15 protein-coding genes and 1 riboswitch are annotated in these 18094 nt (G+C 70.5%); of the genes, 7 read left to right on the top strand and 8 right to left on the bottom strand.

The window, feature by feature from the left end:
* Nucleotides 1-20: 20 nt before the first annotated feature.
* A complete protein-coding gene (locus MNOD_RS35585; RefSeq protein WP_015933813.1) occupies nucleotides 21-2165 on the bottom strand; it encodes a transglycosylase domain-containing protein in 2145 nt (714 codons plus the stop codon).
* A gap of 303 nt (nucleotides 2166-2468) precedes the next feature.
* Here MNOD_RS35585 and dnaG point away from each other — a divergent pair, with 303 nt between their 5' ends.
* The 7 genes from dnaG (at nucleotide 2469) to MNOD_RS35550 (ending at nucleotide 11506) form a co-directional block, all read left to right on the top strand.
* Nucleotides 2469-4358, top strand: coding sequence for a DNA primase (dnaG, locus tag MNOD_RS35580; protein WP_015933812.1), 1890 nt, complete (start codon nucleotides 2469-2471; stop codon nucleotides 4356-4358).
* Between the two features lie 191 nt (nucleotides 4359-4549).
* Complete coding sequence (rpoD, locus tag MNOD_RS35575) at nucleotides 4550-6547, top strand: RNA polymerase sigma factor RpoD (RefSeq protein WP_015933811.1); 1998 nt, start codon at nucleotides 4550-4552, stop codon at nucleotides 6545-6547.
* A 482-nt stretch (nucleotides 6548-7029) separates the two neighbouring features.
* A complete protein-coding gene (locus tag MNOD_RS35570) occupies nucleotides 7030-8280 on the top strand; it encodes an adenylate/guanylate cyclase domain-containing protein (protein ID WP_043752964.1) in 1251 nt (416 codons plus the stop codon).
* Nucleotides 8281-8308: 28 nt separating this feature from the next.
* Nucleotides 8309-8439: riboswitch (TPP riboswitch) on the top strand.
* A gap of 70 nt (nucleotides 8440-8509) precedes the next feature.
* A complete protein-coding gene (gene thiO / locus MNOD_RS35565; protein ID WP_015933809.1) occupies nucleotides 8510-9718 on the top strand; it encodes a glycine oxidase ThiO in 1209 nt (402 codons plus the stop codon).
* Nucleotides 9715-9927: a sulfur carrier protein ThiS gene (gene thiS, locus MNOD_RS35560; protein ID WP_015933808.1), complete on the top strand. Its 213-nt coding sequence runs from the start codon at nucleotides 9715-9717 to the stop codon at nucleotides 9925-9927. Before thiO ends, thiS begins: the two co-directional genes overlap by 4 nt.
* An 86-nt stretch (nucleotides 9928-10013) precedes the next feature.
* Nucleotides 10014-10811, top strand: coding sequence for a thiazole synthase (gene thiG / locus MNOD_RS35555; RefSeq protein WP_015933807.1), 798 nt, complete (start codon nucleotides 10014-10016; stop codon nucleotides 10809-10811).
* Complete coding sequence (locus MNOD_RS35550) at nucleotides 10808-11506, top strand: thiamine phosphate synthase (protein WP_015933806.1); 699 nt, start codon at nucleotides 10808-10810, stop codon at nucleotides 11504-11506. The genes thiG and MNOD_RS35550 overlap by 4 nt, the downstream gene beginning before the upstream one ends.
* A gap of 139 nt (nucleotides 11507-11645) precedes the next feature.
* Here MNOD_RS35550 and MNOD_RS35545 read toward each other — a convergent pair whose 3' ends face one another.
* The 7 genes from MNOD_RS35545 to map all read right to left on the bottom strand — a co-directional run bounded on the left by MNOD_RS35545 (nucleotide 11646) and on the right by map (nucleotide 18032).
* The gene (locus tag MNOD_RS35545; protein WP_015933805.1) at nucleotides 11646-12398 is read right to left on the bottom strand and encodes a proteasome-type protease; all 753 of its coding nucleotides are present in this window, start codon (nucleotides 12396-12398) and stop codon (nucleotides 11646-11648) included.
* Nucleotides 12399-12487: 89 nt separating this feature from the next.
* Complete coding sequence (locus MNOD_RS48465) at nucleotides 12488-12634, bottom strand: hypothetical protein (protein ID WP_015933804.1); 147 nt, start codon at nucleotides 12632-12634, stop codon at nucleotides 12488-12490.
* 188 nt (nucleotides 12635-12822) lie between these two features.
* The gene (locus MNOD_RS35540; protein ID WP_015933803.1) at nucleotides 12823-13671 is read right to left on the bottom strand and encodes a transglutaminase family protein; all 849 of its coding nucleotides are present in this window, start codon (nucleotides 13669-13671) and stop codon (nucleotides 12823-12825) included.
* A 134-nt stretch (nucleotides 13672-13805) separates the two neighbouring features.
* Nucleotides 13806-14750 (bottom strand): alpha-E domain-containing protein, encoded by a 945-nt coding sequence (locus MNOD_RS35535; RefSeq protein ID WP_015933802.1) that lies wholly within the window; start codon nucleotides 14748-14750, stop codon nucleotides 13806-13808.
* A gap of 110 nt (nucleotides 14751-14860) precedes the next feature.
* Nucleotides 14861-16300, bottom strand: coding sequence for a circularly permuted type 2 ATP-grasp protein (locus MNOD_RS35530; protein ID WP_015933801.1), 1440 nt, complete (start codon nucleotides 16298-16300; stop codon nucleotides 14861-14863).
* A gap of 159 nt (nucleotides 16301-16459) precedes the next feature.
* Complete coding sequence (radC, locus tag MNOD_RS35525) at nucleotides 16460-17188, bottom strand: RadC family protein (RefSeq protein ID WP_015933800.1); 729 nt, start codon at nucleotides 17186-17188, stop codon at nucleotides 16460-16462.
* A 19-nt stretch (nucleotides 17189-17207) separates the two neighbouring features.
* Nucleotides 17208-18032 carry a type I methionyl aminopeptidase gene (gene map, locus MNOD_RS35520; protein WP_015933799.1) on the bottom strand — a complete coding sequence of 275 codons (825 nt, stop codon included), beginning with the start codon at nucleotides 18030-18032 and terminating at the stop codon, nucleotides 17208-17210.
* Nucleotides 18033-18094: the final 62 nt, after the last annotated feature.

Raw genomic sequence — 18094 nt, 5'->3', positions numbered from 1 at the left:
AACCTCATGGAACAGGGCAGCTAGTCTCCGATGCCGAACAGCCGCTCGAGGAAGTTGCGGTCCTCGCGGCTCGGGCCGCCGCGCGGCTGAGGCACCGGGCGCGGCGGGGCCTGCGGCTCGCCGAACAGCTCACCGATCAGGCCGCCGATCCCCTGCTCGGGCGCGGCCGAGGCCACCGTGCCGGCGCCGCGCCGCCAGCGGGCCGCGCCGGGCAGGGCCGCAACCTTGTCGTTGCGCAGGGCCGTGGTCATGAAGCGGTTCCAGACCTCGACCGGCAGGTTGCCGCCACTCACGCGCTTCGTCGGCTCGCCATCGTCGTTGCCGAGCCACACGCCCGCAACCAGGCTGGTCGAGTAGCCGACGAACCACGCGTCACGGAAATCCTGGCTGGTGCCGGTCTTGCCGGCGAGATCCATGCCCGGGATGTCGCCCTTCCGGGCGGTGCCGCTCACGAAGACCTCGTGCAGCATCGCGTTCATCATGCCGACCGCGTTCGGGTCGATCACGCGGCCGAGCCCGGTCGGGCTGCGCTTGTAGACAATCTTGCCGTTCGTGGTCTTCACGCTGGCGATCACGTACGGGATGACGCCGGTGCCGCCATTGGCGAAGGCCGCATAGGCGCCGACGAGTTCGAGGGGGGTCACCTCCGAGGTGCCGAGCGCGATCGAAGCATTGGCCTGGAGCGGCGAGGTGATGCCGAGGCGCTGCGCCGTCTGCACCACCGCCTTGGGGCCGACCTCCATCCCGAGCTTCACCGCCACCGTGTTGAGGGAATGGGCGAGGGCGTCGCGCAGGGTCACCGGGCCCGCATAGCTGCGGCTGTAGTTCTCCGGGCTCCAGCCCTTGATGCTGACCGGCGAATCCTCCCGCACCGTGTCGGGGGTGAGGCCCCGCTCGACCGCCGCCAGATAGACGAAGGGCTTGAAGGCGGAGCCCGGCTGCCGCTTCGCCGTGGTGGCGCGGTTGAACTGGCTCTGCGCGTAGTCGCGCCCGCCGACGAGAGCGCGAATCGCTCCGTCCGGCCGCATGGCGACGACCGCACCCTGCGCGACGTTGTAGCGGGCGCCCTTCTGGTTGAGCTCGTCGACGAGGGCCTTCTCGGCCGCCGCCTGCAGAACCGGATCGACCGTGGTCGAGACCGTGACGTCGCTCTCGATCGTGCCGACATAATCGTCGAGCACATCCATCACGAGATCGGCCACGTAGTTGGCCGAGCCGCCGCCCGCCGCGCGGTTGGGCCTGGCCGGCTTGTCGAGGGCGAGCTTGACCTCCTGGGGCTTGGCGAAGCCGAGTTCCTGCATGGCCGCCAGCACCTGCGCGGCGCGCGCCTGGGCGGCCGGCAGGTTGCGGTTGGGCGCGAGCCGCGAGGGCGCCTGGACGAGGCCGCCCAGCATGGCGGCTTCCGCCAGCGTCACCTCCTTCGCGGGCTTGGCGAAGTAGCGCTGCGCCGCCGCCTCGACGCCGTAGGCACCCGCCCCGAAATAGACCCGGTTGAGATAGAGTTCGAGGATCTCGTCCTTCGTGTATTTGTGCTCCAGCCAGAGCGCCAGGATCGCCTCCTGGATCTTGCGGGAGGCGGTGCGCTCCTGGGTGAGGAAGAGGTTCTTGGCGAGCTGCTGGGTCAGGGTGGAGCCGCCCTGCGCCACGCCGCGCGAGGTCAGGTTGCGGAAGATCGCCCGGGTGATGCCGACCGGATCGATCCCGAGATGGCCGTAGAAGCGCCGGTCCTCGATCGCCACGAAGGCGCGCGGCAGGTAGGGCGGCAGTTCCTTGATCGAGACCGTGCGGCCGCCCGTCTCGCCGCGATTGGCCAGCAGCGATCCGTCGCTCGCCAGGATGGCGATGTTCGGCGGGCGCTTGGGCACCGCGAGCTGGTCGATCGGGGGCAGCTGCGAGGCGTGATAGGCCACGAGGCCCGCGAGCGCGACGACGCCCCAGACGCCGAGGATCACCAGGCCGTAGACGAGGCGCCCGAGCAGCGAGCGCCGCCGCCGGGGTGCCGGGCCGCGCGCGGCGGATTTTCCGCCTCGTCCTGTCTTCGATCGTGCCATGGCCGCTCCCGCCCGGTCGCCGCGCGTCAGGCGCAGGTCGAGGGAGGCCGGATCCGGGCGCCCCTCCGGCGCGTCGAACTTCGGCTCGACCCGGCCGCCGCGTCCCTTCGCCATCTGCCTGTACCCTCATGACACAGGAGCCGCGGCGCCGGACGAAGCCGGCCCCGACTCGAACGGGCCCCGACAGAGACGCTAAATGAGGCGGGTTTAAGGGCCGTTAACCGAAAATTCTCCCTTTTATTCCGGCAATTTAGCGAGAAATCGCCGCAACCCGCGGGCAGGCCGGCCGCCGGGACATCCGCAACCTGCTCGATCGGCCGGCCCGCTTAAGGCCCGCGCGAGCGTTAAGGACTCGGGAAGGACTCCGGCGCACCGTCTTTGCTATAAGAACGGCCCGCCTCTCGCCGGACCCCTCGCTTGCGCTACCCGCCTCACCTGCTGGAAGAGATCCGCGCCCGGCTGCCCCTGTCCGACGTGGTCGGCCGGAAGGTGCGCCTGAAGAAGGCCGGCCGCGAGTGGCGCGGGCTGTCGCCCTTCAACGCCGAGAAGACGCCGTCCTTCTACGTGAACGACCAGAAGCAGTTCTACCACTGCTTCTCGTCGGGCAAGCACGGCGACGTGTTCCGCTTCCTCCAGGAGACGGAAGGGCTCTCTTTCCCGGAGGCGGTGGAGCGCCTCGCGGCGGAGGCCGGGGTGGCGCTGCCGGCGCCGAGCCGCGAGACCCGCGACAGCGAGGAGCGCCGCCGCGGCGCCCTCGAGGTGATGGAACTCGCCGCCGCCTTCTTCGAGAGCCAGCTCGCCGGGCGACCGGGCGGGCGGGCGCGCGACTATCTCGCGCGGCGGGGCCTGGGGGAAGCGGTGCAGCGCGACTTCCGCCTCGGCTATGCGCCCGGCGAGCGCTTCGCGCTGCGCGACCATCTCGCCGCCCGGGACGTGCCCGCCGACCTGATGATCGAGCTCGGCCTCCTCGTCGGGGGCGAGGACATCGCGGTGCCCTACGACCGCTTCCGCGACCGGGTGATCTTCCCGATCCGCGACCTGCGCGGGCGGGTGATCGCCTTCGGGGGGCGGGGGCTCGCGCCGGACGCCAAGCCCAAATACCTCAACTCCCCGGAGACGCCGCTCTTCCACAAGGGCTCGGTGCTCTACAACCACCACGCCGCCCGGCGCGCCGCGCACGACACAAGCCGGGTGATCGCCGTCGAGGGCTATGTCGACGTGATCGCCATGACGATGGGCGGGCACCCGGAAACGGTGGCGCCGCTCGGCACCGCGCTCACGGAGGACCAGCTCGCCCTCCTGTGGCGGATGGCCGACGAGCCGATCCTGTGCTTCGATGGCGACGGGGCGGGGCGCCGGGCCGCCTACCGGGCCCTCGACGTGGCCCTTCCCGGGCTCGCTCCGGGCAAGTCCCTGCGCTTCGCGCTGCTGCCGGAGGGCCAGGATCCGGACGACCTGCTGCGCTCCGGCGGCGCCGCGGCGCTCGATCGCGTGCTGGAGGCCGCCCGCCCGCTCGTGGAGGTGCTGTGGTCGCGCGAGACCGAGATGACGCCCGTCGACACGCCGGAGCGCCGCGCCGGCCTCGCCCAGCGCCTGCGCGAGCTGGTCGGCCAGATCCGCGACGAGACCCTGCGGCGCTTCTACCGCGACGAGATCGAGGCGCGGCTGCGCAGCCTCGGACCAAGCCCCGCAGCGCGCGCACGGCGCGAGGCGGCTCCCTTCGTGCCGCGCGCGCGCCTTACGGACCGCGCCGCCTCGCCGCGGCTCACCGCGCGGGCGAGCCCCCTGCTCGCCCGGTCGTCGCTGTTCGCGGGCGGCACCTCGCCGCGCGAGGCGCTCATCATCGGCATGCTCCTCGTCCATCCCGAACTCCTCGCCGGGGAGGTGGAGGACCTCGCGGAACTCGACCTCGCGAGCGTGGATGCGCGCGCCCTGCGCCAGGCGCTGATCGACCATGCGGCCGAGGGTGGGATCGGGGACGCGGAGGCCGTCAACGCGAGGCTCGAGCGGGTGGGGCTTGCCGCAGCGGCCGGGCGAATCGCCGCGCATGTGCGGCCGGGCGACCGCTGGGCCCTTGACCCGCATGCCGATCCCGTGCGTCTGGAAGACGCGCTGCGGCAGGCCGTGATCTTGCACCGCAAGGCGGGCTCTCTACATAGCGAGCTTCGGGCAGCCGAACGCGCCCTCGCCGAGGAGGAGACGGAGGCGAATTTCGCGTGGCTTCGCGACGTGTTGGATCGCTTGGCCTTTGTGGCCGCCGCCGAGGCCGATGCGGACCAGGAGGCCGACGGCGTCGCGTCCCTCTGACGCGCCAGGCGTGACTTCGGGGTTCGAACCGGGATAGTTAACAATAAGTCAAGCGTCTTGCTTGCACAATTGGAACGAGATCCGAGGGCGGCTGGGCCGGTGGCTCCGCTGCCCGTCTGTACATCACGGTGCCGACGAGGCGGGCCTCCTGTCCCGTTCGGGCGGGCCGGCACCGGAACCATAGGCTGATCATGGCGACGAAGGCAACGGAACGAGAAGAGACCGAAGCGGCCCCCGAGCAGCAGACCGACGGACCGCTCCTCGACCTGACGGATGCCTCCGTCAAGCGGATGATCAAGCTCGCCAAGAAGCGCGGCTACGTCACCTACGACGAGCTGAACGAGGTGCTGCCGCAGGAGGAATTCACCTCCGAGCAGATCGAGGACGTGCTGGGCCAGCTCTCCGAACTCGGGGTGAACGTGGTCGAGGCCGAGGAGGCCGACGACAACCAGGCCGAGGGTGCCGGCGAGGGCGGTGCCGAGGACGAGGAGGTGAGCGAGGGGACCGAGGTCGCCGAGGTCGCCCAGAACCGGCCGGCCGTCCTGCGCACCGAGACCACCAAGGAGCCCACCGACCGCACGGACGACCCCGTGCGCATGTATCTGCGCGAGATGGGCTCGGTGGAGCTCCTCTCCCGCGAGGGCGAGATCGCCATCGCCAAGCGCATCGAGGCCGGGCGCGAGGCGATGATCGCGGGGCTCTGCGAGAGCCCGCTGACCTTCCAGGCCATCATCATCTGGCGCGACGAGCTCGTCGACGGCCGGGTGCTGCTGCGCGACATCATCGACCTCGAGGCGACCTATGCAGGGCCGGACGGCCGCGGCGGGCCGGCCGAGGGCGAGGAGGAGGGCGAGGGCGAGGCGCCCGAGGGCGAGGTGCCGCCGCCGGAGGGCGAGGGGGACGAGGACGACCTCGAGAACAACGTCTCGCTTTCGGCCATGGAGGCCGAACTGAAGCCGCGGGTGCTCGAGACCTTCGACGCCATCGCCGAGAACTACCGCAAGCTGCGCAACGTCCAGGCCGAGCAGGCCGAGACCCGCCTGCAGGGCGGCGGCGCCAGCGAAGCCCAGGGCCGGCAATATTCCGAGCTCAAGAGCCGGATCGTCGCCGACGTGAAGTCGCTCTCGCTCAACGCCAACCGCATCGAGGCGCTGGTCGAGCAGCTCTACGACATCAACAAGCGGCTGATCTCGCAGGAGGGCCGCCTGATGCGGCTCGCCGAGAGCCACGGCGTGGCCCGCGACGAGTTCCTGCGCCACTACCAGGGCTACGAGCTCGATCCGCACTGGGTCGAGCGCGTGGGCAAGCTCGGCGGCAAGGGCTGGAAGAACTTCGTCGAGCGCGGGGCCGACGGGATCCAGAGCTTACGCGAGCAGATCATGTCCCTCGCCTCCGAGACCGGCCTGGAGATCCAGGAGTATCGGAAGATCGTCCACATGGTCCAGAAGGGCGAGCGTGAAGCCCGGCAGGCCAAGAAGGAGATGATCGAGGCGAACCTGCGGCTCGTGATCTCGATCGCCAAGAAATACACGAATCGCGGCCTGCAATTCCTGGACCTGATCCAGGAGGGCAATATCGGCCTGATGAAGGCAGTGGACAAGTTCGAGTACCGGCGCGGCTACAAGTTCTCGACCTACGCCACGTGGTGGATCCGGCAGGCGATCACCCGCTCGATCGCCGACCAGGCCCGCACGATTCGCATCCCGGTGCACATGATCGAGACGATCAACAAGATCGTCCGGACCTCGCGCCAGATGCTGCACGAGATCGGCCGCGAGCCGACGCCGGAGGAGCTGGCCGAGAAGCTGGCCATGCCGCTGGAGAAGGTGCGCAAGGTCCTCAAGATCGCCAAGGAGCCGATCTCCCTCGAGACGCCGATTGGTGACGAGGAGGATTCGCATCTCGGCGATTTCATCGAGGACAAGAACGTCGTCCTGCCGATCGATGCGGCGATCCAGTCGAACCTGCGCGAGACGACGACGCGGGTGCTGGCCTCGCTCACGCCCCGCGAGGAGCGCGTGCTGCGCATGCGCTTCGGCATCGGCATGAACACCGACCACACCCTGGAGGAGGTCGGCCAGCAATTCTCGGTGACCCGCGAGCGCATCCGCCAGATCGAGGCGAAGGCGCTGCGCAAGCTCAAGCACCCGAGCCGGTCGCGCAAGCTGCGCAGCTTCCTCGACAACTGAGACGGTTTCCGGTCGATCCGTTCGGAGACGAGAGGGCGCGGGAACCGCGGGATCCCCTCTCCCGTGCGGGAGAGGGGATCCCGCGGTTCCCGCGCCCTCTCGTCTCCGAACGGATCGACCGGAAGCCGTATGACTGAGTGCTCCCGCCTGGGGCAGCCCCACCGGCCCTCATGCTGAGGTGGCCGGCGGCAGCCGGCCCTCGAAGCACGCATGACCGCTGGTCCGAGGCTGTGGTAGCTGGGAGCACCGGTCCGGGGTGCTTCGAGGCAGCCTGCGCGATCTGCGATCGCCCGCGCGATCTGCGATCGCCAGCACCTCAGCATGAGGAGCGGGGCGGATTCCACTCACGTCAGTTTCTATTCAGACGCCGACGGCCCGCGGATGCGCAAGTCGCCGCAACGTCACCTTGGCAAGACCCGCATCGGCCACAAGAGCATACCGGGAGCCTTGCCTTGGCCGTGCGGGCTGCCCATCTCCGCCCCATGCCGCACGCCCAGCCGACCGACCGATCCCATCCGCTGCCGACGGCCGAGGCGGACGGATCCGAGGCGAGCGCCATTCCGATCGGGCTGTTCCGGGCCTGCGTCGCCCTGCGCGACTGGCTGCTGAGCGAGGGCGCAAGGCTGCCCGAATCGGGCGACGTTCTCGCGGGCCTGGCCCTGCGCCTGAACGATCTCGGCGTGCCGGTCGACCGGGCGACCACCGCCATCGACGCGCTTCATTCGGAATATACCGGGGTCGGCCGGTTCTGGACGCGGGAAGATGGGGTGTCGCTGCGCCTGTTCCCGCACGGCGAGGCGTCGGATCAGGCGCTCGCCCGGAGCCCCTTCGCGCATATCTACGCCACCCGCGAATGGCTGCTCCTCGATCTCGCCGAGACGCCGGACGATCGTTTCGCGATCATCCCGGAGCTGAAGGCCGGCGGCTACCGGCACTATCTTGCGGTGCCGCTGTTCTTCACCAACGGCACCAACAACGGCGTGACCTTCGCGACGCGCTCGCCCGAGGGCTTCACGGCCGAGAGCCTCGCCATCCTGCGCTTCATCGTGCCGACGCTGTCGGCCGTGATGGAGATGCGGGGCCTCAACACGCGGCTCGACCAGGTGCTGCGGATCTATGTCGGCGACGGGCCGCACCACGCGATCCTGTCGGGCTCGATCCGCCGCGGGCAGGTGGAGCGGATCCGCTCGGCGATCCTGTTCGCCGACATGCGCGGCTACACGCAACTCACCGCCTCGCTGACGCCAGAAGCCTCCGTCGAGCTCCTCAACACCTATTTCGACTGCCTGGTGCCGCCGATCGAGAGCGAGGGCGGCGAGGTGCTGAAATACATGGGCGACGGCCTGCTCGCGATCTTCCGCGAGACCGGCGACGGGCTCGGCGGTGCGGCTCAGAGCGCGCTCACCGCCGCCCAGACCGCCCTGCGGCGCCTCGACGAGGCCAATGCCGCGGGCCGCTTCCCGGACCGGATCGCGGCCGGGATCGCCCTGCATCACGGCGAAGCGGCCTACGGCAATGTCGGCTCGGGTGCGCGGCTCGACTTCACGGTGATCGGGCGCGACGTGAACCTCGCGAGCCGGCTCGCCAAGCTCAACAAGGTGCTGAACGAGCCGCTCCTGATGTCGAAGCCCTTCGTCGACTTCCTGTGGGGCGACCCGGAGCCGCTCGGCTGCCACCCCCTCGACGGGTTTCCCGAGGAGATCGCGCTCTATCGGCCTGCGCGGAACGGTTGACGGCGGCGCGGGCCTCGCCCACATTCCCAGGCGTTCCAGGGAGATCCCCGACAAGGGGCTGAGACACCGATGGATCGGCGCCTTTCCGCCGATCAGCGCGGAAATCCTTCGAACCTGATCCGGCTCATACCGGCGTAGGGATTGGACGGGGTCCGCGGACCCGGCGCTTCAAGGACTTCGGCGGGCGCACCTCCAATCTCGACGGGCTACCGTGGAGACGAGGGTGCTCATGTCTTCTCCATCCCCGATCGGCCGGCGCCGCGGCGCGGAGGCCGACCCCGCCACCGACCGCCTGCCCGAGCGGGCCGATGTCGTGGTGGTCGGCGGCGGCCTGATCGGGCTGTCGATCGGCTGGCGGCTCGCGGAAGCCGGGCTCGCCGTGGCGGTGCTGGAGAAGGGGCGGGCCGGCGACGGCGCGAGCCTCGCCGCCACCGGCATGCTGGCCGCCGCCGCCGAGCACGAGCCGGGCGGCGATGCGCTCCTGCCCCTGGCGCTGGAGAGCCAGCGGCTCTGGCATCCCTTCCGCGACGACCTGGAGGCCGCGTCCGGCCTCACCATCGACTACCGGCGCGAGGGCACCCTGGTGATCGCGCTCGGCCGCGACGAGGTCGAACGCTTACGCTTCCGGCATGAGCTGCAGCGCCGGGCGGGGCTCGACGTGGCCTGGCTTTCCGGGCCGGCGGTGCGCGACCGCGAGCCGTCCCTGCGCCCCACCGTCACGGCCGGCCTGTTCTGCGCCGAGGACCATCAGGTCGATCCTCCCCGCGTGATGACGGCCCTCCGGCGGGCGCTGCGCGCCGCGGGCGGGCGCCTCGTCGAGGATTGCGCGGTCGAGGCGCTCGACCGGGCCGGCGGGCGCGTCGTCGGCGTCCGGACGGCGGCTGGCGCGGTGCGGGCCGGGACAATCGTGCTCGCCTCCGGCGCCTGGGCGGGGGAGGGCAGCCTCGTGCCCGAGCTGGCGCTCCCGGTGCGCCCGCTGAAGGGCCAGTCCCTCGCCCTCAAGACCACGCAGCGCAGCGGCCGGCTCGACCATGTGGTCTGGACCGAGCAGATCCACATGGCGCCCAAGAGCGACGGGCAGCTCATCGTCGGCGCCACCGTCGAGGAGATCGGCTTCGACCCGACCCTGACCGCCGGCGGCCTGTTCGCCCTGCTGGAGGGCGCGCGGCGCGCCTTTCCGGGCATTGAGGAGATGAGCATCGAGGGCGTCTGGAGCGGCTTCCGGCCGACCTCCGACGACGACGCGCCGATCCTCGGCGAGGCGCTGCCCGGCCTCGCCCTGGCGGTCGGTCACCACCGCAACGGCTACCTGCTGGCGCCGGCCACCGCCGCCGCGATCAGCGAACTCGTCCGCGGCGGCGCGCTCCCCGCCGTCGCCGCCCCCTTCGGCCTCGGCCGCTTCGCGCGCGCCGGGAGCCGCCTGCAGAGGATCCCATGAAGCTCACCGTCAACGGCGAGGCGCGCGAGAGCGCCGCCGCCACCCTCGATGCGCTCTGGCGCGAGGAAACCGCGGATCTCGATCTGCCGGGACCGCAGGGCTTCGCCATCGCCCTCAACGGAGCGGTGGTGCGCCGCCAGGACTGGGCGGCGACTGCGCTCGCGGAGGGCGACCGCGTCGAGATCGTCCGCGCCATGCAGGGCGGCTGAGGGCCGCCATGCAGGGCGGCTGAGGGCGCCCGCCCCGGACCACGGGGCCATCATCACGAAGCTGATTGCGTAACAGGAGTTCGATCATGACCATTGTCGCCCCCCTCGGCCGCGAGGCCGACGACCCGCTGGTGATCGCCGGGACGGCCTTGCGCTCGCGCCTCCTCATCGGCACGGCCGGCTACCCGACCCAGGCCATCATGGCCGAGGCGGTGCGGGCGAGCGGGGCCGAGGTGGCGACCCTGTCGATCCGGCGCGTGTCGCTGCGCGGCCATGGCTCGGACACGGTCTCACTGCTGTCCGGCTTCCGCTTCCTGCCGAACACCGCCGGCTGCGAGACCGCCCGCGACGCCGTGATGACCGCCGAGCTCGCCCGCGAGGCGCTCGGCACGAACTGGATCAAGGTCGAGGTCATCGGCGACCGCGAGACGCTCTATCCGGACGTCGCGGAGACGATCGAGGCCACGCGCCAGCTCGTCGATGCGGGCTTCGTGGTGCTGCCCTATTGCAACGACGATCCGGTGGTCTGCAGCCGGCTCGCCGATCTCGGCGCCGCGGCCGTGATGCCGATGGGCTCGCTGATCGGCTCCGGCATGGGCGTGGCGAACCCCGCCAACCTCGAACTGATCTGCCGCCGCTCGCCCGTGCCGGTGATCGTCGATGCCGGCATCGGCACGGCCTCCGACGCGGTGATCGCCATGGAACTCGGCGCGGCCGCCGTGCTGCTCAACACGGCGGTGGCCAAGGCCGACGACCCGGTGCGGATGGCGCGGGCCATGCGGCATGCCGTCGAGGCCGGGCGCCTCGCCTTCGGTGCCGGCCGCATCCCGCGGCGCGCCCGCGCGGAGCCGTCGAGCCCGCAGCTCGGCCTCGTCGGCTCGTGAACGGCCTTCCGGCCCGGCTCCTCTTGGTCACGGACCGGCACGGATCGGACCTGCCGCTCCTGCGGCGGGTCGGGGCGGCCCTGGAGGCGGGGGCCCGCTGGATCTGGCTGCGCGACCGGGACCTGCCGGAGGCCGAGCGCGCCGCGCTGGCGGCCGACCTCGCCCGGCTGGTGCGGGGGGCGGGCGGGCGCCTCACAATTGGCCGCGACGTCGATCTCGCGGCGCGGATCGGAGCGGACGGCGTGCAGCTCGCCTCGGCCGCGGTGGTGGCCGAGGCGCGGGCGCGGCTCGGGCCCGGGGCCCTGATCGGCCTCTCGGCCCATCGCCTCGCGGAGATCGCGGCGGCCCGGGAGGCCGGCGCCGATTACGCGACCCTCAGCCCGATCTTCGCGAGCGCGAGCAAGCCCGGCTACGGCCCGGCGCTGGGGCCGGCCGCGCTCGCGCAGGCGGCTCGGACCGGGCTGCCGGTGATCGCGCTTGGCGGCGTGGAGCCGGGGACGGCGCCGGCCTGCCTTGCGGCAGGCGCCGCTGGCGTCGCCGTTATGGGCGGGGTGATGCGGGCAGCGGATCCGGGGGCGGCCGTGCAGGCGCTGCTCAAGGCAATGGCGCGGGAACCGCGGGATCCCCTCTTCCGAGTGGGAGAGGGGTATGGGGATCGAAGATCCCACGTGAGGGTCCCGGACCCTTCAGAATAAAACCGAGACGGTGGTGCTGGCAGCGGCACGGTTCAGGATACTTGCTGCACCGTCTCCACCCTCACCCCTGCCCCTCTCCCGCACGGGAGAGGGGTTCCCCGCGCTTGTCTCGTCTCGAAAAGACCAACCGGAAACCGTCTCACACCCCTGCGGACGGCCCATAGGGCGGGCGCGGGATCGCCCGGTGCGCTGCTCGCAAGGCTGCCGACCAGCGCTCGCGCAGGTCATGGAAATAGGGCTCGCCCGCCTCGATCCGGTGCACGACCTCCGTCCGGCAGCTGTTGCGGCGGATCACCGCGAGGTCGATGGGCAGGCCGACGCCCAGATTCGAGCGCATGGTCGAATCCATCGAGATCAGCCCGACCTTCAGCGCGTCGTAGATGTCCGTCTTGAAGGTGACGGCGCGGTCGAGAATGGGCTTGCCGTATTTGTGCTCGCCGATCTGCAGGAAGGGCGCGTCCTGGCTGCAAGCCATGAAGTTGCCGGCCGAGTAGATCATGTAGAGCCGCATCGGCCCGTCGGCGATCTGGCCGCCGAACAGGAACGTGACCTCGAAGCGCAGCTGCGCCGCCTCGAACCCCTCGCGCTCGATCGCCCGCACGCGACGGATCGCCCGGCCGATGAGCTGGGCGGCCTGAAACATGGTCGGGGCCTCCAGGATGGTCTCGACGGCGCCCGTCTCGGGGTTCGCCACGCCCTCGTTAAGCAGGGCCACGACCGACTGGGTCACCGAGAGATTGCCCGCCGAGGCGAGCGCGAGCACCCGCTCGCCGGGCACCTCGAACAGGTGCAGCTTGCGGAAGGTCGAGATGTCGTCGAGACCCGCATTGGTGCGGGTGTCGGCGATCATGACGAGGCCGTCCTCGACCAGGATCCCGACGCAGTAAGTCATCGCTCAGCGCTCCCCTCGGCTCCCGCCGGCGCGCGTCCGTCCAACCCTCGCAAAGCCGGCGGACCGGGTCCAGTTGAAAGCGCTGGTCGTCAGCGAATGCCGAGGAAGCGCCGCACCCGGTCGAGCCAGCGGCGGCCCGAGGTCTCCACGGAATCGGCGACGAGGGCGCCCGCGATCACCGAGGCCGTCATGGTGAGGAAGTGGGCGAGCGGGAGATCGAACGGGAAGGCGGTCATCGGACTTAGTCTTGCGTGAGGTGAAGGCGTCGCAGAGCGGCCATGGTCGCCGCGCGCCGACCCCGGGCCGGGCTGCCGGTAACCCGGCCCCCACCCATAAGTCACGCCTGCCGCAAGGCAAGATCTCCGCCGTTCGCCGCCGCGAATTCGCCGTCCCGTCACAATTGCGCCACGGCCGGCCCCACTCGTCAGGACTGCGCCTGAGCCTGCGCTTGGGCCTGCACTTGGGCGCGGACGTCGTCCACGACCACGCGGACCGTCATCGTCTCGGTGCCGCCCCCCATCCGGCTGCCGCGCACCGGAGCGGCGTCGAGGTAGTCGAGGCCGACGGCCACCCGCAGATGCGCCTCCGTGGCGGAAATGCCGAAGCACGGATCGAAGCCGACCCAGCCGAGATCGGGCACCGCGGCCTCGACCCAGGCATGCCCCGCTTCCTGTGCGGGCGTGTCGGCCCGGTAGTAATAGCCGGAGACATAGCGCACCGGGATCTCGAGGTGCCGCGCCGCCGCGAGGAAGATATGGGCGAGGTCCTGGCCCACCCCCTTGCGCAGCCCGAAAGCCTCGGCGGCGGTGCTGTTCGAGTGGGTCGGCCCGCCGGGGGCGTATTCCACCTCGCGATGCACGCCCGCCAGGAGGGCGTGGAGGCGCGCCAGCGGATCGGCCTCGCTGCGGGCGATGTCGTCGGCGAATTCGCGAATCGCCGGATCGGCGGCCGCGAAGCGCGATTCGCGCAGGTAGAACATGTCGGGCAGACGCTCGACGGCCCCCCGGATGACGCCGTGGGTCTCGGTGGTCTCGACCTCGCCGCACACCCGGACCACCAGGGATTCCTCGGGCCCGTCGGCGCTGAACACGTGGACGATGTTGCCGAACCCGTCCTTGCGGCGGCTGAGGCGCCCGTCCGCCGTCGGCTCGATGCGCCACGCGCGGACATGCTGCCCGTCATGGTCGCGCGGGGTGAGGCGCAGCATCTGGATCAGGCCGCGGGCCGGAGATTGGTACTCGTAGGCCGTCTCGTGAACGACGCGGATGCGCATGGTGTCCTGTCAGGGTGGGGGAGGTTCCCGGGGGAAGCGGCCCGCACGGTGGAGTCCGTCCTCTAGCGCGAAACCGCGCGCCGGGCATCCGGCCGGGGAGGGGTGATGCGTCGCAGCCGGCAACGGATTAAGCGTCACACGAGATACTGGTCGGTGATGGCCTCCCCGAGGCGGTTGTTCTCCTGGATGAAGTCCTGGATGAACTCGTGCAGCCCGCCCGCGAAGACGCCCTCCACCGAGATCCTGTCGAGCCGCGCCAGCATGTTGCTGGCAAGGCGCTGGCTCGGGCCGCGGCGCCCATAGGCATCCGCGATCAGGTCGAGGTGGCGCACCAGCATCTCGTAGCAATTGGCGAGCGAGCGCGGCATCTGCCGGTTGAGGATGAGCAGGTCGGCGACCAGCCACGGCTTGATGCTCTCGCGGTAGACCCAGTGATAGGCGGTGAGCGCCGACACCTCGCGCAGGATCGTCGTCCACTGGAAGTAGTCGAGGCTGCCGCCGACCCGCTCCGTCTCGGGCAGCAGCACGTGGTACTTCACGTCGAGGATGCGGGCGGTGTTGTCCGCCCGCTCGATCGCGACGCCGAGGCGGGTGAACCAGTAGGAATCGTTGCGCAGCATGGTGCGGTAGGCCGAGCCGTCGAAGGCCAGCGACACGCCCTTCACCCAGTCGAGGAAGCGGGCGAATTCCTCGCGGCTGAGGTCCCGGCCCTCGTAGGAGCGCAAGGTCAGCCACGCCTCGTTGATCGATTCCCACATCTCGCCGGTGAGCGCGGTGCGGACGCTGCGGGCGTTCTCGCGGGCCGTCTGGAGGCAGGAGCGGATCGACGAGGGGTTGTGCGGGCTGAAGGCCAGAAAGTCCCGGACCGTGTGCTCGTTCACGCTGTCGTAGAGCGGCCGAAAGATCTCGGCGCTGCCCGCGGAGGCGAGCGCCGAGCCCCATTCGTTCGATTCGCCCCCGCCGTAGCTGGCCGGGAGGGCTGTGAGCCGCAGGGCCGCGTCGAGGATCCGGGCGATGAAATCCGCGCGCTCGGTGTAGCGCGAGACCCAGTAGAGGTTGTCGGCGGTGCGGGACAGCATGGCGGACGCGTTTCGCGAGAGGAGGGATGGGGGGCCGGAGCCGTGATCATGCCGCCGGGCCTGCGGCGAACCGGCCTCCCGCACGAATCGCGGGATGCCGGGCCGTGCGGTCATGCATCGAGCACCCAGGTGTCCTTGGTCCCCCCGCCCTGGCTCGAATTCACCACGAGCGAGCCCTCCTTGAGCGCCACGCGGGTGAGGCCGCCCGGCACGATCCGGATCTCGTCCGCGCCCGAGAGCACGAAGGGCCGCAGGTCGACGTGGCGGGGCGCAACGCCCGAGGCCACGAAGGTCGGGCAGGTGGAGAGGGCGAGGGTCGGCTGGGCGATGAAGCCGTCCGGCGCGTGGCGCAGCTTGCGGCCGAACTCCTCGATCTCGCGCTTCGTCGCGTGCGGCCCCACCAGCATGCCATAGCCGCCCGACCCGTTGACCTCCTTGACCACGAGGTCGCCGAGATTGGCCAGCACATAGGCCAGGGCCTCCTTCTCGCGGCAGCGCCAAGTCGGCACGTTGTGCAGGATCGGCTCCTCGCCGGTGAAGAAGCGCACGATCTCCGGCATGTAGCTGTAGACTGCCTTGTCGTCCGCGATGCCGGTGCCCACCGCATTGGCGAGGGTCACGCTGCCGCTCTGATAGGCGCTCATCAGGCCCGGCACGCCGAGCACCGAATCGGGCCGGAACACCAGCGGGTCGAGGAAGTCGTCGTCGATGCGCCGGTAGATCACGTCGACCCGCCGCGGCCCCTCCGTGGTCCGCATGTAGACCACGTCGTCCTTGGTGAAGAGGTCCGAGGCCTCGACGAGCTCGACGCCGAGCTTGTCGGCCAGGAACGAGTGCTCGTAGAAGGCCGAGTTGAAGCGCCCGGGCGTCAGCAGCACCACCGTCGGGTCGCGCGCCGCGCTCATCGGCGCGAGGCTGCGCAGGGTCGCGAGCAGCGCGTCCGGATAGTCCTCCACCGGCGAGACCCGGTGCCTGGAGAACAGTTCGGGGAAGAGGCGCAGCATCACCTCCCGGTTCTCCAGCATGTAGGAGACCCCGGAGGGCGTGCGGGCATTGTCCTCCAGCACGAAGAACTGGTCCTCGCCGGTGCGGACGATATCGATCCCGGCGATGTGGACGTACTTGCCGTGCGGGACCTTGAAGTCCCGCATCTCCAGCCGGTAGTGCGGATTGCGGTAGACGAGATCCCCGGGGATTACCCCGGCCTTGATGCATTCCTGCGCGCCGTAGACGTCGGCCAGGAAGGCGTTGAGCGCGGTGACCCGCTGCTTGAGGCCCCGCTCCAGGAACCCCCATTCGGGCTTGGTGAGCACCCGCGGGATGATGTCGAAGGGGATGAGGCGCTCGGTCGACTCGTTGTCGCCGTAGACCGCGAAGGTGATGCCGATCCGGCGGAAGAACAGCTCGGCCTGACTGCGGCGGGTGTTGAAATGTTCCGGCGGCGTCGAATCGAGCCAAGTCTTCAAGGCCGCATAGGCAGAGCGGACGGAGGCTTGGTCGTGTCCGCTCTCCCGAAGTCCGTTCATTTCGTCGAACGCGCTGAGCGGCATGGGCGTCCCCCTGTATGGCCCGAGGCTAGACGCAAGACAGGGGCCAAGGCAAAGGAAATGCGCGGCTGCCGTCTCGGGTTCGCGCGGGCTGCCCCAGAGGCAGGACGGGATTCAAGCTGACAGGACCGATTCCTGCCCAATCCGCAGGCAAAACCCGGCTCAGATGAGCTTCAGGCCCTTGAAGCTCGCATGGCCCTCGCGCCCGACCACGATGTGGTCGTGCACCACGATGCCGAGCGGCTCGGCCGCCCCGACGATGTCGCGGGTCATCCGGATGTCGGCCTGAGAGGGAGTCGGATCGCCGGAGGGATGGTTGTGGACGAGGATGAGCGCCGTCGCCGAGAGTTCGAGGGCGCGGCGCACCACCTCGCGGGGATAGACCGGCGTGTGGTCGACGGTGCCGCGGCCCTGCACCTCGTCGGCGATGAGCCGGTTGCGCTTGTCGAGGAAGAGGATGCGGAACTCCTCCCGCGGCGCGAAGGCCATTGCGGCCCGGCAATAGTCGATCACGGCGCTCCAGGAGGAGAGCAGGGGGCGCTCGGCCACCGCGCCGCGGGCGAGACGCCGCCCCGCCGCCTCCAGGATCTTCAGGTCGGCGACGACGGCGGGCCCGATCCCGTCCGTCTCCATCAAAAGCTCGGCCGGAGCGGTGATCACCTCCGCGAAGCTGCCGAAGCGCTGGATCAGCGCCTTGGCGATGGGCTTCACGTCCCGCCGCGGAATCGAGCGGAACAGCACCAGTTCCAGGAACTCGTAGTCGGGCAGCGTGTCGCCTTGCGCGAAGCGGGCCCGCAGCCGCTCGCGATGGCCGTGGTAATGCGGCGTCTCGCCCGCGGCCTCGGCGAGCGCGCCGGTCCTGTCCGGGGGATGAGGCCGGCCGCGGGCCATCGGAGGCGGATCCGCCCGCTCAGGCGGGCCGGCGCGGCATGTCCAGGCCCTTCGGCGACAGGGTGAAGATCTCCACCCCCGTCTCCGTCACCGCCACGGTGTGCTCGAACTGGGCCGACAGCGAGCGGTCGCGGGTCACGGCGGTCCAGCCATCGGAGAGCACCTTCACGTGCGGCCGGCCGAGATTGATCATCGGCTCCACGGTGAAGAACTGGCCCGGCCGCAGCACCACGCTGTAGCTCGGCTCCACGTAGTGGAGGATGGTCGGCGCGTCGTGGTAGACGCGCCCGAGCCCGTGGCCGCAGAAGTCGCGCACCACGGAGCAGCGCTCGCCCTCCGCAAAGCTCTGGATCGCCGCGCCGATGTCGTTGGTGGTGGCCCCGGGCTTGATGGCGGCGATGCCGCGCATCATCGCCTCGTGGGTGATCTCGCACAGGCGCGCGGCCTTGCGGGGCACCTCGCCCACATAGGCCATGCGGCTCGAATCCCCGTGCCAGCCATCCACGATCAGGCAGATGTCGAGATTGACGATGTCGCCCTCGCGCAGGGGCTTGTCGTTGGGAATGCCGTGGCAGACGACGTGGTTGATCGAGGTGCAGATCGACTTCGGGTAGCCGCGGTAGAACAGCGAGGCCGGATAGGCGCCGTGGTCCATGGCGAAGGTGTAGGCGAGCTTGTCGAGCGCCTCGGTGGTGATGCCCGGCGCCACCGCCTCCATCAGCAGGTCGAGCGCCTCGGCGGTGAGGCGCCCGGCCTTGCGCATGGCCTCGAAGGCCTCGGGACCGTGGATGGGCGGTTCCTGACGGCGGCCATCCTGGGCCGTCTTCTGCTCGTCACGACTCATGGAACCGGATCCGGCTTGACTGGCGCGTGGGCTTGCGGGCGTAACGTCGATGTAGGCGCTTC

Source organism: Methylobacterium nodulans ORS 2060 (assembly GCF_000022085.1).
GTDB classification, from domain to species: Bacteria; Pseudomonadota; Alphaproteobacteria; order Rhizobiales; family Beijerinckiaceae; genus Methylobacterium; species Methylobacterium nodulans.
The sequence above is the reverse complement of the archived record's forward strand: the minus strand, read 5'-3'. Positions and strand labels throughout refer to the sequence as shown.